The sequence below is a fragment of the Nocardioides soli genome, assembly GCF_014191495.1.
GTDB lineage: Bacteria > Actinomycetota > Actinomycetes > Propionibacteriales > Nocardioidaceae > Nocardioides > Nocardioides soli.
The window spans coordinates 15,886-35,762 of the sequence record NZ_JACHWR010000007.1; the positions used below are offsets into that span (position 1 = coordinate 15,886).

The window sequence follows — 19,877 nt, forward strand, 5'->3', positions numbered from 1 at the left end:
GGGCCGCTGGGTCAGCGCAGCCGCTCCCGCAGCGCTCCCAGCACGTCGCCGTCGAGACCCAGCCCGTCGCGCAGGTAGCCGTCGACCGAGCCGTACAGCTCCGCGACCGCGTCGTACGCCGACCCCAGGAACGACGCGTCGACGACCATCGTCGGCTCGTAGACGGCGACCTTGTCGGCGCCCAGGTGCTCGGCGATCAGCGCGAGATACTTCTCGCGGGTCGTCGAGGAGACCTCGTTGGTGAGCAGGTAGTCCGCCACGATCGTGTCGCGGTCGACCCCGGCGATCTCCAGCAGCAGCACCGCGGCCCAACCGGTGCGGTCCTTGCCCGCGGTGCAGTGGAAGAGCTGTGGCGCCGACCGCGTCGCGAGGTCGCCGAGCAGGGCGGCGTACGACGCGCGCGCGTCGGGCGAGCGGACGAACGCGTCGTACACCTGCCGCATCACGCGGGTCGCCGCATCGGCGTCCGCGAGCCCCGACACCAGCTCCATGGGGATGCCCGACACCTCGACGTGGTGCCAGACGGCGCCCGGCACGTCGACGTCGGGGTGCGCGTCGACCTCCATCTGGCTGCGCAGGTCGTGGATCCGGGTGATCCCGAGCCCGGCGAGGACGCCCGCGTCGGCCTCGGTCAGCTGCAGCTCGTTGGAGCGGTAGAAGACACCCCGGCGGACCCGGCGCCCGTCCGTCGTCGGATAGCCCGCACCCGTGCCGGCCACGTCGCGGAAGTTGTCGGCGGAGGCCAGGCGGGTCAGCCGTCGCGGGACGGACTCCTCGCCGGTCAGCGGGTCGCTCACCCGGCGAGCATAGGTGGCCCGGCCGGGTGTCCGCGCTGGTCGCTCAGCGCAGCGGCACGAACCGGTAGTGGCCGTGCCGGGTGATCTCGGGCGCCCCGGACGAGGTGTCCACCAGGAGCATCTCGCCGGCGACCGGCACGACCATCCGACCCCCCTCGCCCAGCTGGGCGACGAGCGGCCCGGGCAGCTGTCGGGCCTCGGCCGAGACCAGGATCCGGTCGTACGGCGCGCCGCCCGGGTCGCCCAGCACACCGACCCGGGCCGGCTCGATCCGGGCCCACGGCCAGTCGCCCCGGCCGAGATTGGACCGGCCGAAGTCCACCAGGTCGGGCTCGATCTCCAGCCCGAGCACCTCGCCGGCCGGGCCGGTCAGCTCCGCCAGCAGCCCGGTGGTCCACCCCGAGCCCGAGCCGACGTCGAGCACCCGGTGGCCCGCACGCACGTCGAGCAGGCGCAGCATCGCCGCGACCGTGCGCGGCTGGGAGTTGGTCTGCCCGTGCCCGATCGCGATCGGTCCGTCGTACGACGTCCGGGAGCGCTCGCTCGCCGGCAGGAACCAGGCGCGAGGCACGGCCTCGAACGCGGCGGCCACCCGGACGGCGTCCATCACTCGAGTGTGGCACGAGTGATGGACGCCGCCCGTCGGGGGAGTGGGGCATGGCCGGTGGTGGGCTAGCGGACGCGGGTCTTGATCTTGGTGGCCTTCTTGGTGTGGGTGGTGGTGGTGGGGAGGGTGATGGTGTAGGTGGTCTTGGTTCCTCGGGGTTGGTTCTTGAGGGTGAGGACGGCCTTGCCGTTCTTGAGGGTGGCGGTGGCGATGGGTTTCTTGGCGGCCTTCTTGGTCTTCTTGGTGGCGCCCTTGGGTGCGGCGCGGCGGATGGTGATCTTTCCGGTGAGTGCGGTGGTGGGGATGCCGGGTGCGGTGGCGGTGATGGTGATGCGGACCTTGCCTCTGCCGGGTGTCTTGACCTTGGTCTTGAGCGTGGGGGTGGTCTTGGCGATCGGGGTGGTGGGGGTGCTGGTGGCGGTGGCGGGGGTGTGGCCGGGGTGGGTGCCGGTGGTGGTGACGGTGATGCGTCGGGCGGCGTCGGCGGTGCCTGGTTGGTAGGTGGTGTTGGTGGCGCCGGGGATGGGTTGGCCGTTGCGGTGCCATTGGTAGGTGATGGTGGGGGTGGTGCCGGTGGGGGTGCCGGCGTAGGTGGGTGGGGTGGCGGTGAGGGTCTGTCCGATGCGGGGGGTGCCGGTGATGGTGGGGAGGCCGGTGACGGTGACCGCACGACCCGACGCACCCGGATCCGAACCAGGACCCGGACCCGGGCCCGGGATGGGCTCCGCCTGGATCAGCACGCCGTCGGAGGCGGCTCGCACCCAGCCCGACGCCAGCTCGGTCGGCGCCAGCGTCTCGTACGGCGTGAGCGTGGCGTGGGTCTCGTAGTGGATCCGGGCGCCGACGTCCTCGGCGGTGAGCACGTAGGAGGTGCTGCCGACCGAGTGCGTGGCGCCGTCCTGATCGTCGCCGATCGGCTCGCCGTCGCGGTACCAGACGTGCCGGACCTGCTGCGGCTGCACGGAGAACTCCGCCGGGCGGGCGGTCAGGGTCTGCCCGACCCACGGGCTGCCGACGACGGTCGGTCGGTCGACGACCGTGAGCTCCGGCTCCGGCTCGGGCTCGGGTTCCGGCTCCGGCCGGGGGAGGACCCGCAGGTCACCGGTGGAGACCCGGGTCCACGGGCCGTCACCGATCCGGGCGCGGCTCTCGTAGCGGATCCGAGACCCGACGTACTGGTCGGCGAGGGTGAACTCCGGCACCGTGATCGCGTCGACCAGCACGTCGTTGACGTACCACGCGTGGTGGACCGTCGCCGAGCTCGGGACGAACGTCGCGGGCTGCGCCGTCAGCGTCCGTCCCGCCTGCGGCACACCGTCGAGTGTCGGCTGGGCGGTCACCCGGGTGCGGGTGTACGGCACGGTCACCTCGGCGGTGGAGACCAGCGAGGGGTACCCGGTCCGGCGCGGCCAGGTCTGGTACTGGAGGACGGCGCCCTCGTCCTCCGGTCGCACTTGGTACGTCGTCGTCGTGTTCCCGGTCGCGAGGCCGTCGCGGAGCCAGCGATGATCGGCGCCCGTGGCGGACGGGATGTAGGTGGCCGGGGTGCCGGTCAGCAGCTCGCCGGCGCGGGGCTCGCCCGAGATCCTGGCCGCGGTATCGACCCGGAACGTCTGGGTCACGTCGAAGGAGATGGTCTGTGAGGTCGTGTTGCCCGCGACGTCTGCTGCTTCGACGACCAGGCTGCGCCGGCCCACCTGGTCGGTGATGATCGGCTGGTTCCGGGCGGTCGGACGAGAGCTGCAGGAGGCGATCCCGGAGCGCTCCTCGTGGCAGGTGAAGTCCGCCAGGACCGTCTGATCGAGGTGGTAGGTGCCGTTGGGTCGCAGCTGACCCGGGAAGGCGATCGTCGGCGGCGTCCGGTCGATGCCGACCCAGAAGGTCTTCGTCGTGTGCAGGTATCCGCGGTCCACGGCGTGGACCGTGATCTGGTACGACCCCTCGTCGTGGAACGCCAGGACGGTGGTGGCGGCCAGCTGCCGCCGGCCCTGGCTGACCGTGTCCTTCTTGATCTCGTAGTAGGAGGACTCGAAGTCCATGCCGCTGCTGCCCACGTCGCGCACACCGATGCGTGCCTCGATCGACGTGTTGTACCAGTCGCCCGGGCCAGGGGTCGGTCGGGAGATCGAGATCTCCGGTGGGCTGGTGTCCTCGGGAAGGTCGGCCTGCACGGTCGGAGCCGTTCCGAGTGCCGCGCCGATGCTGAGGAGGGCGACGAGCAGGCCGGCGACGGTCCGTCGGGAGGCGGGGGCGAGCATCGAGTGGTCTTCGCTTTCTGGGGGACGAACGGCGGAAGGGCCGCCGCACGGGGGTGCGGCGGCCCTTCCACGGTGGTGTCCCGACGGCCCGGGCGGGTAGGTGTGTCGGTCCCGACTGTCCGGCGGGCCGGGCCGGTTATCGGACGCGGGTCTTGATCTTGGTGGCCTTCTTGGTGTGGGCGGTGGTGGTGGGGAGGGTGATGGTGTAGGTGGTCTTGGTTCCTCGGGGTTGGTTCTTGAGGGTGAGGACGGCCTTGCCGTTCTTGAGGGTGGCGGTGGCGATGGGTTTCTTGGCGGCCTTCTTGGTTTTCTTGGTGGCGCCCTTGGGTGCGGCGCGGCGGATGGTGATCTTTCCGGTGAGTGCGGTGGTGGGGATGCCGGGTGCGGTGGCGGTGATGGTGATGCGGACCTTGCCTCTGCCGGGTGTCTTGACCTTGGTCTTGAGCGTGGGGGTGGTCTTGGCGATCGGGGTGGTGGGGGTGCTGGTGGCGGTGGCGGGGGTGTGGCCGGGGTGGGTGCCGGTGGTGGTGACGGTGATGCGTCGGGCGGCGTCGGCGGTGCCTGGTTGGTAGGTGGTGTTGGTGGCGCCGGGGATGGGTTGGCCGTTGCGGTGCCATTGGTAGGTGATGGTGGGGGTGGTGCCGGTGGGGGTGCCGGCGTAGGTGGGTGGGGTGGCGGTGAGGGTCTGTCCGATGCGGGGGGTGCCGGTGATGGTGGGGAGGCCGGTGACGGTGACCGTGCCACCCGACGCACCCGGATCCGGAGGTGGGGGACCGGCCGGCGTCTCGATGGTGATCCCGGTGGTCGACGCGGGCAGCCAGTCGGCACCCTCGTGGAGCCTGGCCTGGGTCTCGTAGCGGATCGTGTGGCCGGCGTCGCCGGCGGCCACGACGTAGGTCAGACCGGTGGCGCCGTCGATCCGCTGCTCCTGACCACTGCCGGATCGGTACCAGACGTGGCGGACCTGGAGCTGGTTCGCGGGGCGGTTGAACCCGGCCGCGGTGGCGGTCAGGGTCTCGCCCACCCGTGGAGTGCCCGTCAGGGTCGGAGCCGAGGCGACCTCGAGGGCCGGACCGGGGCCGGGCTGATCGCCGATGGTGACGCCCTCGGTCGCGGCGCTGACCATCGGACCGCCGTTGAGGCTGGCGCGGATCTCGTAGTGGACGACGTGACCCGCGTCGTCGGCGGTCGTCTCGTACTCCGTGCCGTCGGCGCCGTCGATCTCCTCCTCCACGCCGGCACCGTCGGTGCGGTACCACGTGTGGTCGATCTGCGTGGGCGGGAGGTTGAAGCCCGTCGGAGACGCGGTGAGCGTCTCACCGACCTCGGGGACGCCGCTCAGGACGGGTGGCGTCGTGATCCTGAGCACCGGGTCGGGGTCGGGCTCGGCCGGGATCTCGACCGGGTCCGAGGCCGCGTGCGTCCAGGCGTCGGTGCCGAGGCGGCCGCTGGCCCGGAAGTAGATCCTGGAGCCGGCGTCGGCCGCGGTCACGACGTAGCTGGTGGTGGTCGCGCCCGCGATGAGGTTGGTCTGCTCGACGCCGTCCTCGTCGACCGTGATCCGGAACCAGGCGTGCTGCCACTCGCTCGGCGTGGGATCGAACCTGGCGTCGGAGCCGGTCAGGGTGCCGCCGACCTCGGCGGTTCCGGCGATCTTGGGGCGGCTGACCACGTCCATGTCCGAGCTGACGTGGACGGTCCTCGAGAACGCCCGGGTCCACGGCAGACTCTCGTCGTCGGGTCGGTAGGTCGCCTCGGTCGCGTAGCGGATCAGCTTGCCGGCATCGGCGGCGGTCAGCTCGTAGAGCGCGGACGTGGCGCCCGCGATGCGCTCGTGCTGCTCCACCCCCTCCTCGTCGATCGAGACGTAGAACCACGCGTGCCGGACCGCGGCGGGGTTGGTCGCGAAGGTGGCGCGGCTGCCCGTCAGCGTGCGTCCGACGCGCGGCGTACCGGCCAGGGTCGGCCAGACCGAGACGTCGACATCGGTGCTGATCAGGACCTCGGGAGCGGCGGCGCTGACCGGCTGGTCGCCCCGGTGCTGAACGGCCTCGGTCTCGTAGTGGATCCGGGTGCCGGCGTCGACGGCCCGCAGATCGTAGGTGGTGTCGGTGGCGCCGGGGATGCGCCGGCCGTCGCGGTACCAGACGTGGTGGGACTCCTCCGGAGCCGGCTGGAACGTCGCCGGCGTCGCGGTCAAGGTGTGGCCGACCCGGGTGGTGCCGGTGAAGCTGGGCGCGACGTCGAGCTCCATGACCGGGGTGATCTCGATGACCGCGGACCGGGCGGGCGTCCAGTTCGTGCCGTCGTGGGTGGCGAGGGCCGCGTAGTGGATCGGCTTGCCGGCGTCCGCGGGGGTGAGCCGGTAGGTCATCGTGTCCGCGCCGTCGATCTGCTGCCCGTCGCGGAACCACGCGTGCCGTCGGCCGACGGTGTCGCCGAGGAACGTGGCCTCCTGGGTGACCCGCAACGTGTGGTCGACACGCGGGGTGCCGGTCACGACCGGCAGGCCGACGACCTCCACGTCGGTGCTGACCGGGACCGGCTCGGACGGTGCCGAGAGCCACGGGTCGTCCTCGTGGAGCCGGGCCTGGAGCTCGTAGCGCAGGGTCTTGCCGGCGTCGGCCGAGACCAGCTCGTACGTCGACTCGTCGGCGCCGGGGATGACCTGGCTGCCGCGCACCCACACGTGCCGGGTGTGCTGCGGGTCGGGGGTGAAGTCGACCGGGGTCGAGTCGGAGGTGAGCGTGTGCCCGACGACGCGGGCACCGGTCACGGTCGGTGCTCCCGAGACCCGGAGGACGGGCGCCACGTCGACGGCCTCGGTGGCGGACCGGGTCCAGGGATGGTCGTCGTGGTACCGGGCCTGGGTCTCGTAGTGGACGGGCTTGCCCGCGTCCTCGAGCGTGAGCTTGTAGCGGCTGCCGGTCGCCCCCTCGATCGGCTGCCCGTCGCGGAACCACACGTGCCGGGTGCTGGGGTTGCCGCGGAACGTGGCCGCGGTGGCCTCCAGCGTCTGGTCGACCCGCGGTGCGCCCTCGATGCTCGGCCCGGTCAGGACGTCCGCCGTCGTGGCGATGTCGGTGCCCGCGGTGGCGGAGCTCGTCCACGACCCCGACTGTCCGTTGAAGGATGCCCGGGTCTCGTAGCGGATCTGCCGGCCGGCGTCGGCGGCGACCAGCTCGTACGTCGTGCCGGTGGCGCGGGCGATCACGTCGTTCCCGCGGTACCAGACGTGCTGGACGTGAGGTGTGGTCTGGTGGAACGTGGCCGCCGTGGCGGTGAGCTCGTGGCCCACGCGCGGGGTGCCGGCGACGGTGGCCTGGGTCCGGACCTCGGGGGCGGCCGGGATGGTGACGGAGGCACTGGTCACCGTGCGCGGCCGGTAGTTGTCGCGCTTCGCGGTGACCTCGACCCGGATCGGGTGGCCGGCGTCGGCCGGGGTGACCGCGTAGTTGCGGCCGGTGGCGCCGGGGACGCCGATGTTGCCGCGGAACCACTGGTAGGTCGGCTGGTTCACGCCCGGATCCGGCGTGAAGCTCACGTTCGTCGCGCTCAGGGTGCTGTCGACCTTCGGGGTGCCGGTGATGGTCGGGGTCGTGGCGGTGAAGAGACCCAGCACGCGATAGGCGATCGACTTCGTCTGTGCGTTGTCGACGTTGTCGACGGCGCGCACCCATCCGGCGTACAGGCCGGGAGTGCTCGTGCTGATGCGGGTGCCGTTGGGGACCCATCCCTCGCAGGAGCGCAGGCCGGAGGTGCTGCGGCCCGCGATGTTGTCGTGGCAGCCGAAGTTGGCGGTCACGACGGTGCCGGTATCGAACTCGGCACCATCGACCAGCGGGCCGTCGATGCTGATGGTGGGCGGGGTCCTGTCGATGCCGACCCAGTCGGTGGCGCGGCTGCTCTCGAGCTTCTGGTTCTCCGCCCAGACCTCGAGGTCGGTCCGGCCCTCGTTGGTCAGTCGGATGGGCTCCTCGAGGTAGGCGTGCGGAACGTGATGGGCGCCGCTGAGCCGGTAGCCGGAGGCGTCGGTGTTGATGCCGATCCCGTTGACGTCCAGCTGGATCGCGACGTTGCCGCTGTACCAGTGGTTGTTCCAGCTCGCGGGTCGGCTGATGTTGATGATCGGGGCGGCTTCGGCGGGGGCGGGGATGGTGGCCAGGCCCGCGCCGACGACGACGGCGAGCCCGCCGAACGCGAGGCGGTGGAGGGTGGAGCGTCCCGTGCGCGATCGGCGGTTGCGGCGATCGGTGGCGACCGGCCCGGTTCCGGTGGGGAAGGACATGACTGCTTCGCTCTCTGGTCAGACGACGTCGGCATGACGAAGGGGCCATCCGCGTGGGTGCGGTGGCCCTTCCACGGTGGTGTCCCGACGGCCCGGATGAGCAGGTGTGTCGGTCCCGAATGTCCGGCGGCCGGGCCCGGGCGGGCCCCGGGAGCCGCGGGTCGCGCCCTGCCGCCTACGGCCGCGGGCCGCGCTCCTCGGGGCGGCGTACGCCGACGCCCTCGTCGAGAGCCAGGGCGACCAGCCCGCCGCGGTCGACGACGCCGACCTTCGCGAAGATCGAGTAGAGGTAGTTGCGCACGGTCTTGCTGCTGAGTGCCAGGACCCGCGCGATCGTGGGGTTGTCGTAGCCGCGCGAGACCAGCTCGAGGACGTCGCGCTCGCGCTCGGTGAGCTCGGCGAAGGAGCCGCCGCGGGCGTTGCGGGCGGTGACCAGGTGGTCCATGGCGCGTGCGGCGACCTCGGGCCCGAGCACCAGCGTCCCGGCGGCGACGGAGCGGATCGCCCGCTCGACCTCGTCGGGGTCGGCGCCCTTCACGAGGTAGCCGCGGGCGCCGGCGCGGATCGCGGCGAAGAGCGACTCGTCGTCCGCGGACCCGGTGACCACCAGCACCGCGGTGTCGGGCCGATGGCCGAGGATCTCGCGGGTGGCCGCGGCGCCGCTGTCTCCGTCGAGGTCGAGGTCCATGACGACCACGTCGGGGGACCGCGCGACCACCAGCTCGACGGCCGCTCGGTGGCTGTCGGCCTCGCCGACGACCTCCACGCCGGGCAGCTCCTCCAGGAGGGCGGTCATCCCGATCCGGAAGACGGGGTGGTCGTCGACGACCGCCACCCGGGTCGGGGCGCCGGCGTGGGGTGGGCCGGCGCTCACGGGAGCTCCAAGCCGATGCGCGTGCCGCTACCCTCGCCACCGGGCCCGATCTCGAGCCGGCCGCCCAGCTCCTCGGCGCGCTCGCGCATCGAGGTCAGGCCGATGCCGCGGCCGCGGTCGGAGGCGATGCCGCCGCCGTCGTCGACCACCTCGAGCAGGGTGGCGCCGCCGGCGGTGGTGGACACGCTCACGTCCACCGACGACGCGTTCGCGTGCCGGTGTGCGTTGAGGAGCGCCTCGGCCGCCACGTGGTAGCAGGCGACGAGGCGCGGCGCGTCGAGGTCGCCGAGGCCGCTGGTGTCCACCCGCACCCGGAGGCCGTCCCCGGAGAACCTGGCGGCGAGCACGCTCAGGGCACCCCGCAGGTCGCCGTCCTCGAGCTCGGCGGGCAGCAGCGAGTGGGCGAGCCGGCGGACGCCGTCCGATCGGCGGGTGATCTCGGTGCGCAGGTCGTCGATGAGCCGGCCCGCGGCCTCCGGGTCGTGCTGCAGGCGCCGCTGGGCGGCGGCGAGTCCGAGCCCTACGCCGGCGAGCATCGGCCCCATGCCGTCGTGCAGCTCGCGGCGGATCCGTCGTTGCGCCTCGGTGTGCACCTGGCCCAGGCGCTCCGAGGCGACCCGCAGCCGGAGCTCCGCCTGGGCCAGGTCGAGGGTCATCGCCACCAGGTCGGTGAGCCGGTACGCCGTTCGCCGGGCCCGGAGCGTGATCGGGCCGCCGGCCGGACCCTGCAGGACCAGCTCGCCGACCCGGCGTCCGCGCACCACGAGGTCGTAGGTGATCGTCGGATCGTCCGGACGGAGCCCGCCCGCGGCCACCTCGACCTCGGGGTCGCCGTTCGCCCGGATCACCGTCGCCCCGAGGCGTAGGGCGTGCCTCAGCTCGTGCGCCACCCGTTCGAGCGCGTCGGTGGCGCTCTCGGTGTGCAGGTCGGCCGCCAGTGCGGTCCGGAGCGCTTCGGGGTCGGCCGCCGCGCCGTGCACCAGCAGGTCGACCCGGTGCTGCAGCCAGCGCCGCAACGGGTCGACGAGGAGGGCGAGCACCGCGACGGCGGCGGCGCCGATCACGCGGTCGTCGATCGGCAGCGCCTGGCTCACCAGCCCCACCACGCCGACGTAGGCCGCGACCACGATGGCGGAGAGCAGTCCTCGGACGGCCACGCGCGGCACGACCGGGCCGACCGGCTGGTCCCAGGTCCGCAGCGTGAGCACGACGACGCTGAGGACCAGCACCATCTGGGCGGCCGCCAGCACCGCCAGCGCGACCGCGTCGACCAGGTCGTGGAGCTGCAGGTTGAGCACGCCCACGGACACGAACAGGACCGGGACGGCGACCGTCAGCAGCCGCACGGCCCGGACGCCGGCGGTCACCTCGTGGCGGCTGCGACGGAGCAGCTCGAGCAGCGCGAGGAGGCCGACCACGGCGCACACGACGGCCGCGGGAAGGCCGACGACGGCGAGGGCGCGTCCGAGGCGACTGTCGACGGCGAGCGGGTTCGCGGGGGCTCCGGGCTGCTGGACGATGACGCCGCTCAGCACGATCACGACGGTGGCGACCATCCCGGTGACCGCCAGCGATCGATCGCGCGGCGGGAGCGGACCGTTGCGCAGGAACCACGGCAGGACGGCGATCGCGAGGAAGCCGCCGGGTGCGGCGAGCCAGGTCGAGGCGTGCGCCGCCAGCCCGACGCCCGGCCAGCCGTGTCCGGCGGCGAGGAAGCTCCATCCGAGGGCGGCGACCGCCCCGGCGAGGAGGAGCGCGATCAGCCCGAGGATCGGGCCGACCGGATGACTGCTGCGGGCGATGACGAGCGCCCCGCCGGCGCCGGTCGTCACCGCCGCGAAGACGTAGCAGGCGAAGAAGTGGACGTCGTGGTACCACCCGGCGGAGGCGTCGAACGCGCGTGGCGCCAGCGCGACCATGGTCAGCGCGGCGGTGGCCAGGACGCCGGTGACCCCTCCGACCGCGGCGCCGGCGAAGCGGCGCACCGTGGTCTGCTCGCTGGGCGTCATGCTGGAGATCCGGGGTCCCGCGCGGCAGGGACCGCGATCCGCGTCGCGCGGGACATGGAGGCGGGTCGGAGCTACTCGCTCGCGAACGTGACCGTGAAGCCGCCGTCCTTGGCGTCGACCTGGAAGTAGACGTCGCTGGAGGAGCCGGTGAGCATGTCGCGACCGAGTCCAGAGGGGTCCTCGCGGCTGGTCTCGTAGCCGGCGTCGCCCAGGGCGCCCTCGTACGCGTCGAGGATCTCGGACGGCGCGGCCGAGGACACGTAGTTGGCGTTCTGCTCGGTGTTCGTCGACGAGGTGCCGCAGAGGACGGCGTCGTCGATCGGCTCGGGCCAGTCGGCGGGCATCTTGTCGACGCTGTCGATGTCCGGCTCGCCGAAGGTGCCGATGTGCACGGTGAAGCACTCCTCGGGGATCCCGAACTCCTCGGCCGCGTCGCCGAGGTCGGTCGTGTCGCCCCCGCCCGCGTCCTGGCTGGAGTCGGGAGTGCTGCCCGGCTGGTCGTCGTCGCCCCCGCAGCCGCTCAGGGTCATCAGCGCGATGACCGCTGCAGCGGCGAGAGCGGTCGTGCGGGAGGTCGTGCGCATGGTCGTGGGTCTCCTCTCCCCGGGGTGTCGGGGATCGATGTCGGTCGGTACGACGCCACGGTGCCGCGCCCGGCGACCCCACCGGCAGTGACCGGAGTCCCGGTTGGCCGGGCGATTGGGGTCCAGCCCGTGTTGATCGACTCCGCGCCTGCTACGCGATGCGCTGGACGCACGCTGACGGCGTTGCCGTCGCTCGGAGTACGAACGGGTATGCCGGTCGCTCCGGCGCCTTGCGATGCACGCACCCGAGCACGGGCCACCCCCGAGGAACTTCCAGCGACGACCACTAGCCTCGATCTTTCACGTAGTCGTGACTGAGTACGGCGTGTAACGCACGGAAGTGCCTGTCCTGCGAGGGATTCTTGGGCTTGTCGAAGGTCCAAGGAAGCCAAGCGGAAAGGCACTCCGTAGGTGAAGGTTATCCCGGCTGGTTCTGGTCTTCGTGTCGAGTGCGGGGGCGAGTCGCTGATCTCGTCGGCGGGCGCGGCGATTTTGTTGTCGACGGCCCGTGTGAGCGGGCTGGCAACGGCATTGGCGGATGGGTTGGCGCCGTGGCGCTCGAGCAGGTCGACGCACGACCCGGGCAAGACGGTGCTGGATCTGGCGGTTGCGATCGCGTTGGGTGGCGACTGCCTGGCCGACATCGGCGTGGTCCGGGCCCAGCCGGAGCTGTTCGGGTCGGTGGCCTCCGACCCGACGGTCAGCCGCCTCATCGAGGCCTTGGCTGAGCGACCTGAGGAAGCGATCGCGGCGATCCGGGCCGCTCGTGCGGTTGCTCGCGATCGAGTGTGGGCGCAGCGCACGCCCTTCGCCGATGAGGAGCAGGTGGTGGTCGATCTTGATGCCACCCTGATCGGGGCGCACTCGGAAAAGGAGGGTGCGACGCCGAACTTCAAGCGCGGGTTCGGGTTCCACCCGATGCTCGCCTTCGTCGACCACGGTCAGGGTGGCTCCGGTGAGCCGTTGGCGGCGATGCTGCGGCCGGGGAAGGCGGCCGCCAACGACGCCGCTGACCAGATCAGGGTCCTCGATGAGGCCCTCGCCCAACTCCCCGAGCACCTGCGGTCGCGGGTGCTGGTGCGTGGTGACACCGGCTCGGGGGTCCACGCGTTCGTGTGGCACGTCCACAACTTGGGTCTGGAGTACTCGGTGGGCGTCTACGGTCGTCAGCCCGTTCTCGACGCCCTCGCGGTGCTGCCGAAGCAGGCGTGGCGCAGGGCACTCGATGCCGACGGACGGCCGCGTGAGGGCGCTCAGGTCGCCGAGCTGACTCGGTGGCTGCCGACCACGTTCACGGGCTGGCCGCCCGGGATGCGGGTGATCGCCCGCCGCGAGCGGCCCCACCCAGGAGCCCAGTTGCGGATCACCGATCACGAGGGCTGGCGGATCACGGTGTTCGCCACCAACACCAAGAGCGGCCGGCTGGCTGATCTCGAGGTCACCCACCGGCTCCGGGCCCGCGCCGAGGACCGCATCCGCGCCCTGAAGGACACCGGGGCGACCAACCTCCCGCTGCAGGGGTTCGACAAGAACCAGCTCTGGCTCGAGCTGACCCAGCTCGCCGCCGAACTCATGACCTGGACCCAGGTCCTGGCCTGGCACGGACAACCAGCGCGGGTCTGGGAACCCAAACGGATCCGACTGCGACTCCTCGCGGTCGCCGGCCGGGTGATCACCACCGGCCGACGTCGGATCCTGCGCCTGTCGCGGCGATGGCCCTGGGCTGACCTCGTCCTCGGCGGACACCGCCGACTCGCCGCCCTCACCTGAACACCCGCCCAGCCCGAACGACCAGGACCTCGGAGAACCGGCAAGAGGGCCGGCGATTCACCGCGCCAGCGGCCACCAAAGCCCATCAGCTCAGCACGACACCCGATCCACCGACGTCATGAAAGATCGAGGCTAGTCATCTAGCCCGAGCGTCGTGGCGGGAGGGGAACGAACATCGAGGTGCGGGCGGCGTACTCCGGATAGCCGGGCCGCTTCATCATGGTCTTCTCGAGCAGGCGGGCGCCGGTGATCCAGACCAGCCAGACCGTCATGGCGATGGGCGAGAGCGCGCTGACGAGGCCGGGTAGCCAGCCGGAGGCGAGGCCGCCGGCGAGCCAGATGCCCCACCAGACGCAGGCGTCGCCGAAGTAGTTCGGGTGCCGGGTCCACGCCCAGAGGCCGCGATCCATCACGGGTCGACGGTCGGGGTCGGCGCGGTACGCCGTGAGCTGGGCGTCGCCGATGCTCTCGAAGAGCACGCCGACGACCCAGACGGCGACGCCGATCCAGACCGTCCAGGCCCGATCGAGGCCGGCGACCGCCGCTGCCTGGAGCGGCAGCGAGACCAGCCAGACCGCGGCGCCCTGCACCAGGAAGACCTTGCGCACGGCGACCCCGATGCCGACCTCGTCGAGCGTGCCGCCGAGCAGCTCGCGGTAGCGCGGGTCCTCGCCGCGGCCGCGGGACCGCATGAAGATGTGCGACGACAGCCGCCCGGCCCACACGCCGACGAGCAGCACGAGCAGCCACGACTGCCAGGAGCCGGACACGGCGGCGCACCCGACCGCGGTCCCGAGCAGGGCGATGCCCCAGGCGGTGTCGACCACCGAGACCCGGCCGGCCCGGGTGGCGGCGTACGCCGCCGCGGTCATCACGATCGCCGCGGTGAGCAGGGACAGGCCGGCGACGAGGAGGAGGTCAGTCACGGGTGCGCTCCATCAGGATCTGGTCGACTCCCATCCTGCCGTCCCGGAAGGCCATCGAGCCGCCCACGAGGTAGAGCCGCCAGACCCGCACGACCTCCTCGCCGACGAGGTCGGTGAGCCGGTCGACGTTCGCCTCGAGACGGGCGAGCCAGTCGGCGACCGTGCGCACGTAGTGCTCACGCAGGGACTGGACCTGACGCACCTCGAGTCCGCCGACCTCGAGGTGTGCCACCGTCTCGCCCAGGGGGCGCATGTGCATGTCGGGGGCGATGAACGACTCGATGAACGGGCCGCCTCCCGGATGCCTGCCCCGCCTGGACATCTGCTGGACCAGCACCCGCCCGCCGGGCCGCACGGCCCGGTGCAGTGCGGCGGCGTACGCCGGGTAGCGGTGCTCGCCGACGTGTTCGCCCATCTCGAGCGAGACCACGGCGTCGAAGCTCGTCTCGGGGACATCGCGGTAGTCCTGGAGGCGTACCTCGACCCGGTCGGCCAGGCCGCGCTCGGCGACGCGCTGCTCGACGAACGCGCGCTGCTCGCCCGCGATGGTGACGCCGACGACCGAGGCGCCGTAATGCTCCGCCGCGTGCAGCGAGACCGACCCCCACCCGCACCCGACGTCGAGCACGCGCATCCCGGCCTCGAGGTCGAGCTTGGTGCAGACCAGGTCGAGCTTGGCCCGCTGCGCCTCCTCGAGCGTCTCGGACCCGGTCGCGAAGTAGGCGCAGGAGTAGGCCATCGACGGATCGAGGATCAGTTCGTAGAACTCGTTGGAGAGGTCGTAGTGGTCACGGGCAACCCGCACGCTCCGCTGCGAGCGAGGCGCCCGCGGGGGTACGCCGAGCGCGCCGACCGACAGGGCCGCGCGAAGCGCGCGCAGCAGGGCGCCGGGGGCCGGGCGACGGGGCAGGCCGCGCTCGCGCGCGACCGCGAAGGCGTAGGTGAGCGCCTCGTCCAGGTCGCCGGGGACGTCGAGCTCACCGGTGACGTAGGCCTGGGCGGCGCCGAGCTCGCCCGGGTGACGGAGCAGCCGGCGTACGGCGTCCGGCGAGCGCAGCTCGAGCACCGGTGCGTCCACGGGGCCGGCGGTGGACCCGTCCCACGCGATCAACCGGACCGGCAGCTCGCCGCCGACGAAGGGCTCGACCGCCTCGGCCAGTGTCGTCGCGACGGCCATCAGGCCTCCCCGGTCAGCAGCAGCTGCTGCACGTCGAGGTAGCCGGAGGCGAAGCCGGCCCGTGAGTAGCAGAGGTAGAAGTGCCACATCCGCAGGAACGTCTCGTCGAAGCCCAACGCGCGCACGTCGTCGGCGCGGGCCAGGAATGTCTCGTCCCATCGCCGCAGCGTCTCGGCGTAGTCGGGTCCGAAGGACAACCGGTCGGTCACCCGCAGCGACGTGTGCGTCGCGGTCAGCTCGTCGACGACCCGGGCCGACGGCAGGAAGCCGCCGGGGAAGATGTACTTGTTGATCCAGGTGTAGCCGCCCCGCGTGGCGAGCATCCGGTCGTGGGGCATCAGGATCGCCTGGAGGCCGACGCGGCCGCCGGGGGCGAGGAGCCGGTCGAGGGTGGTGAAGTAGGTCGGCCAGTACTCGTGCCCGACGGCCTCGATCATCTCGACGGAGAGCACGACGTCGTGCTCGCCGGTCGCGTCCCGGTAATCGCAGAGGTCGACCTCGACGCGGTCGGCGTGGCCGGCCATCGCAATGCGCTTGCGCGCCAGGACCTGCTGCTCGCTCGAGAGCGTGATCGACCGGACGACGGCGCCGCGTGCCGCGGCTCGGATCGCCAGCTCGCCCCAGCCGGTGCCGATCTCGAGCACGCGGGTGCCCGGTCCCACGCCGGTCAGATCGAGGAGCCGGTCGATCTTGCGCCGCTGCGCCGTACCGAGCTCGGTCGAGGTGTCGAAGAGCGCCGACGAGTAGCTCATCGTCTCGTCGAGGAAGAGGCCGAAGAGGTTGTTGGACAGGTCGTAGTGGTGCGCGACCAGGTCGCGGGCATGGTCCCGGGAGGCCCGGTGCGCCGTCGGCGTCCGGTGCTGCGTCAGCCCGCGCAGCCGCTGGAGCGGGCGGGGCACGAGGTCGGCCACGTGGGACGCGAGGACCGTGAGGAAGCCGGTCAGGTCGTCGGAGTCCCAGGCGCCGGTGAGGTACGCCTCTCCGAAGCCGATCAGCCCGTCCCGGCCGAGCCGGGCGAAGAGCTCGTCGGGCCGGTGCACCGTGATCGCGTCGTCGGACAACGGCAGCCGGGTCATGGCGGACCGGAAGAGCCGACGGGCGACGGCCGCCGAGACCGCCGTACGAGGTCCGCCCGGCACGGCTTCGAGGCCGGGCCAGGCGTGGGTGGGGCGGGTCGGTGCGAGGGTCACCGGACTCCCTCCTGGTGGTGGTCGGGGCGAGGGCGGATCGGCAGCCGGCGCAGCCAGAGCGCGATCCCGTGGAGGCGGATCAGCGCGGCGCCCCGAAGCGCCGCCGGAGCGGCGCGCCACGCGCGATGGGTGGTGCGGTACCCCGACAGCGAGGCGCTGAACGTCGCACCGTCGTCGGTCCGCAAGGTGACGGCCACGTGCAGGCGCCGATCCGGGACCGGCACGGCGAGCTGGTAGCTGCCGTCGATCCCGTGGAACGGCGACACGTACATCGCCTTGGGCGTCGTCGCGCCACCCCGCTCGTCGGGGTGCACCAGGTAGGCGTGCCGGTCGCCGTAGGTGTTGTGCACCTCGACGACCACGCACGGATCCTGATGTTCCGGCCGGACCCAGAAGACGCTGATCGGGTTGAAGCAGTAGCCGAGCGCGCGCGGGTGCGCGGCCATCAGCACCCGTCCGCGGCCGAGCTCGACGTCGTGCCGCGTCAGGAAGCGGCTCAGGTTCTCCCGGATGGAGAGGCCCGGGTCGCCGAGGTGGTCGCGCGCCTCGAAGCGACCGAGCACGCCGTGGTCGGGCAGGTCGTCGAGGTCGACCAGCCAGGTGTGCGAGCGGTGCGTGAACGACCGCTTCACCGGCGTACGCCGGGTGTGCCGGATGGTCGTCGCGTAAACGCCCGTCACGGTGGTTTCGAGGCTCGTCGCTGACGCTCCTCGCACCTCAACCACCGTGTCGGTGGTTGAGGAAGGCGCGCCAGCGCCTGCCCTTCGAGACGGTTGCTGCGCAACCTCCTCAGGAACCATCTCGAAACCACCATCACCCCACGACAGCCCCAGCCGTTCGACAGCCGCCAACCCGGACCGCGCGCCGTCCTCGTGGAATCCCCAGCCGTGGTAGGCGCCGGCGAACGCGACCCGGTCGGTGTCGATGCCCGGCAGCCGGCGCTGCGCGGCGACGGAGGCCGGGCTGTAGAGCGGGTGCTCGTACTCCATCCGGTCGATCACGGCCGCGGGGTCGACCAGGCCCTCGCCGCCGAGGGTGACGAGGTAGTGCGTGTCGGTCGGCAGCCGCTGGAGCCGGGTCAGGTCGTAGGTGACGGTGACGTGGTCGCGTGCGTCGGCGGGCCGGCGGAAGTTCCACGACGCGCGGGCGCGCTCGGCCCGGGGCAGCAGCGACATGTCGGTGTGCAGCAGCGCGACGTTGGCCGAGTAGGGGATCGCGCCCAGCACCTCGCGCTGGGCCACGGTCGGCTCGGCGAGCATCGCCAGCGCCTGGCCGGGATGGGTGGCGACCACGACGGCGTCGTACGTCGCGACCGCGCCGTTGCCGTCGGTCACCTCGACGCCGGTCGGCGTCTCGAGCACCGACGTCACCTTCGTCCCGGTGCGCACCTCGGCGATCGACGCGGCCACCCGCTCGACGTAGGTGCGCGAGCCGCCGGTGACGGTGCGCCACCGCGGCGAGCCGAGCACGCCGAGCATGCCGTGGTGCTCCAGGAACGTGAAGAGGTAGCGCGCCGGGTAGTCCAGCGCCACCGCCGGGTCGCACGACCACACCGAGGCGACGAGCGGCTCCATGAAGTGCCGCCGGAAGTACGCCGGGAAGCGGTGCCGGTCGAGGAACTCCCGCAAGGTGAGGTCGTCGTCGGCGCGGGGCAGCAGGCGCCGGGCGTGGCGGTGGAAGCGCGGGATCTCGATGAGCATCCGCAGGTACGCCGGCCGGGCGGCGTTGCGGCCCGCCGGGAAGAGCCCGCGTGGGCCGAGCGCGCCGGCGTACTCCAGCCCGGTTACGTCGTCGCGCACCGAGAGCGACATCTCCGACGGCTGCGTCTCGACACCGAGCTCGCGGAAGAGCCGGAGCAGGGTCGGGTAGGTGCGCTCGTTGTGGACGATGAAGCCGGTGTCGATGCCGAGGCCGTCCGCCCCCTCGGCCACCAGGTGGGTGTCGGCGTGGCCGCCCAGCCGGTCGTCGGCCTCGTAGAGGGTCACCGACGCCGACCGGGACGCGACGTACGCCGCGGTCAGGCCGGCGACGCCGGACCCGACCACGGCGACGGTGTGGGGTGCGCTCATGCGTCGGACCGGCCGAAGTCGAAGAGCGCGATCGGGTCGGTCGTCGGCGCCGTCGAGCCGCCCGCCGGCTCCACGGTGATGCCGGCGCCGGTGGCGGTGGCCGCGTCGCCGCTGAGCAGCACCGTCTGGTCCTCCTTCACCGGCATCACGCCGGCCGACACCATGCCCTCGCCGGGCTGGTCCAGCCAGAGCTGGTAGACCTTGCCCTGCGGCGGCGGCGGCATCTTGCTCGTGACGATGACGGCCCGGCCGACCGAGTCGGAGTGGGTCACGGTCGCCGAAGCGCCACCGGGGAAGTCGAGCGACGTGCTGAGCGCGTCGGCCGCGTCGAGCACCGACTGGGCGGTCGGCGGCTGCTGCTGGGAGGTCTCGTCCGCCCAGGGCTGCTGCCAGGCGACGGCGCCGGCGCCGACGAGCACGACCGCGGCGGCGGCCGCCACCAGCAGCCGGACCCGACGGTGGCGCGGCCTCGGTACCGGGGTCTCCGGCGGGAGTGGGCGGACCGTTGCGATCCCGGCGAGCACCCGGTCGCGCAGCGCGGCCGGCGGCTCGTTCGCGGTGGTCTCGGCGAGCAGGGTCGCGGCCTCGCGAAGGCCGGCGACCTCGGCGCGGCAGTCCGCGCACTCGGCGAGGTGGCGCTCGAACGCCACCCGCTCGAGGTCGTCGAGCGCATCGACGGCGTACGCGCCGGACAGGGCGTGGATCTCGGTCATGAGCCGACCCCCAGGGCGTCGCGGAGACGGATCAGTCCGTCGCGGATTCGGGTCTTGGCGGTGCCGACCGGCAGGTCGAGCATGGTCGCCACCTCCGTGTGGGTGTAGCCACCCAGGTAGGCGAGACCGACGGCCTCGCGCTGCACCTCGGTGAGGGCCGCCATCGCACTGCGGACCCGACGGGCCTCGAGCGAGGCCTGCGCGGCCTCCGCGGTCACGTCGTGGTCGACCGGCTGGTGCTGGTGGTGGTAGGTCGTGTCGCGGCGGGTCGACGCCTCGGCCGACCGGACCCGGTCCACCGCGGTGCGATGGGTGATCATCAGCAGCCACGAGAGCGCGCTGCCGCGGCCGGGGTCGAAGCGGCTCGCCGTCCGCCAGATCTCCAGGAACGCCTCCTGGGTGACCTCCTCGGCCTGGGCCGGGTCGCGGACCACACGGAGGGCGAGCCCGTAGGCCCGGGCGGCCGTGGCGTCGTACAGACGGGCGAACGCCACTTCGTCGGCCCGGCCGGCCCGCCGCAGCAGGTCGGCCAGGTCCGGCGGGGCGTCAGACGAGTCATCGTCTGGCGAGGCGCCGGACCCCACTGGTCGGAGGTGCTCCATGGTCGGTCAGTGC

14 protein-coding genes are annotated in these 19,877 nt (G+C 72.6%); 1 reads left to right on the forward strand and 13 read right to left on the reverse strand.

What is annotated here, in order from left to right:
* Nucleotides 1-11 precede the first annotated feature (11 nt).
* The 7 genes from FHU40_RS25875 to FHU40_RS25905 all read right to left on the reverse strand — a co-directional run bounded on the left by FHU40_RS25875 (nucleotide 12) and on the right by FHU40_RS25905 (nucleotide 11,417).
* Nucleotides 12-797 carry a tyrosine-protein phosphatase gene (locus tag FHU40_RS25875; RefSeq protein ID WP_183595400.1) on the reverse strand — a complete coding sequence of 262 codons (786 nt, stop codon included), beginning with the start codon at nucleotides 795-797 and terminating at the stop codon, nucleotides 12-14.
* 43 nt (nucleotides 798-840) lie between these two features.
* Nucleotides 841-1,404 carry a protein-L-isoaspartate O-methyltransferase family protein gene (locus FHU40_RS25880; RefSeq protein WP_183595401.1) on the reverse strand — a complete coding sequence of 188 codons (564 nt, stop codon included), beginning with the start codon at nucleotides 1,402-1,404 and terminating at the stop codon, nucleotides 841-843.
* Nucleotides 1,405-1,469: 65 nt separating this feature from the next.
* On the reverse strand, nucleotides 1,470-3,662 hold the full coding sequence (locus tag FHU40_RS25885) for a hypothetical protein (RefSeq protein WP_183595402.1): 2,193 nt from the start codon (nucleotides 3,660-3,662) through the stop codon (nucleotides 1,470-1,472).
* A 136-nt stretch (nucleotides 3,663-3,798) separates the two neighbouring features.
* Nucleotides 3,799-7,950, reverse strand: coding sequence for a hypothetical protein (locus FHU40_RS25890; RefSeq protein ID WP_183595403.1), 4,152 nt, complete (start codon nucleotides 7,948-7,950; stop codon nucleotides 3,799-3,801).
* Nucleotides 7,951-8,125: 175 nt separating this feature from the next.
* Nucleotides 8,126-8,824: a response regulator gene (locus tag FHU40_RS29805; RefSeq protein WP_183595404.1), complete on the reverse strand. Its 699-nt coding sequence runs from the start codon at nucleotides 8,822-8,824 to the stop codon at nucleotides 8,126-8,128.
* Nucleotides 8,821-10,833: a sensor histidine kinase gene (locus tag FHU40_RS25900; protein ID WP_183595405.1), complete on the reverse strand. Its 2,013-nt coding sequence runs from the start codon at nucleotides 10,831-10,833 to the stop codon at nucleotides 8,821-8,823. The genes FHU40_RS29805 and FHU40_RS25900 overlap by 4 nt, the downstream gene beginning before the upstream one ends.
* Nucleotides 10,834-10,904: 71 nt before the next feature.
* Nucleotides 10,905-11,417: a hypothetical protein gene (locus tag FHU40_RS25905; protein WP_183595406.1), complete on the reverse strand. Its 513-nt coding sequence runs from the start codon at nucleotides 11,415-11,417 to the stop codon at nucleotides 10,905-10,907.
* 411 nt (nucleotides 11,418-11,828) lie between these two features.
* Here FHU40_RS25905 and FHU40_RS25910 point away from each other — a divergent pair, with 411 nt between their 5' ends.
* On the forward strand, nucleotides 11,829-13,187 hold the full coding sequence (locus FHU40_RS25910) for an IS1380 family transposase (protein ID WP_183590707.1): 1,359 nt from the start codon (nucleotides 11,829-11,831) through the stop codon (nucleotides 13,185-13,187).
* Between the two features lie 140 nt (nucleotides 13,188-13,327).
* Here FHU40_RS25910 and FHU40_RS25915 read toward each other — a convergent pair whose 3' ends face one another.
* From FHU40_RS25915 to sigK, 6 genes are read right to left on the reverse strand one after another with little or no spacing between them, the layout of a single operon-like run.
* Complete coding sequence (locus FHU40_RS25915) at nucleotides 13,328-14,113, reverse strand: DUF1295 domain-containing protein (RefSeq protein WP_343058058.1); 786 nt, start codon at nucleotides 14,111-14,113, stop codon at nucleotides 13,328-13,330.
* Complete coding sequence (locus FHU40_RS25920) at nucleotides 14,106-15,290, reverse strand: SAM-dependent methyltransferase (RefSeq protein ID WP_183595407.1); 1,185 nt, start codon at nucleotides 15,288-15,290, stop codon at nucleotides 14,106-14,108. The genes FHU40_RS25915 and FHU40_RS25920 overlap by 8 nt, the downstream gene beginning before the upstream one ends.
* A complete protein-coding gene (locus tag FHU40_RS25925) occupies nucleotides 15,290-16,480 on the reverse strand; it encodes a class I SAM-dependent methyltransferase (protein ID WP_343058059.1) in 1,191 nt (396 codons plus the stop codon). Before FHU40_RS25925 ends, FHU40_RS25920 begins: the two co-directional genes overlap by 1 nt.
* Nucleotides 16,477-18,549: an FAD-dependent oxidoreductase gene (locus tag FHU40_RS25930; RefSeq protein ID WP_183595408.1), complete on the reverse strand. Its 2,073-nt coding sequence runs from the start codon at nucleotides 18,547-18,549 to the stop codon at nucleotides 16,477-16,479. Before FHU40_RS25930 ends, FHU40_RS25925 begins: the two co-directional genes overlap by 4 nt.
* Nucleotides 18,546-19,262, reverse strand: a complete 717-nt coding sequence (locus tag FHU40_RS25935) for an anti-sigma factor (RefSeq protein WP_183595409.1) — start codon at nucleotides 19,260-19,262, stop codon at nucleotides 18,546-18,548. The genes FHU40_RS25930 and FHU40_RS25935 overlap by 4 nt, the downstream gene beginning before the upstream one ends.
* A complete protein-coding gene (sigK, locus tag FHU40_RS25940) occupies nucleotides 19,259-19,864 on the reverse strand; it encodes an ECF RNA polymerase sigma factor SigK (protein ID WP_183595410.1) in 606 nt (201 codons plus the stop codon). Before sigK ends, FHU40_RS25935 begins: the two co-directional genes overlap by 4 nt.
* Between the last annotated feature and the right edge of the window lie 13 nt (nucleotides 19,865-19,877).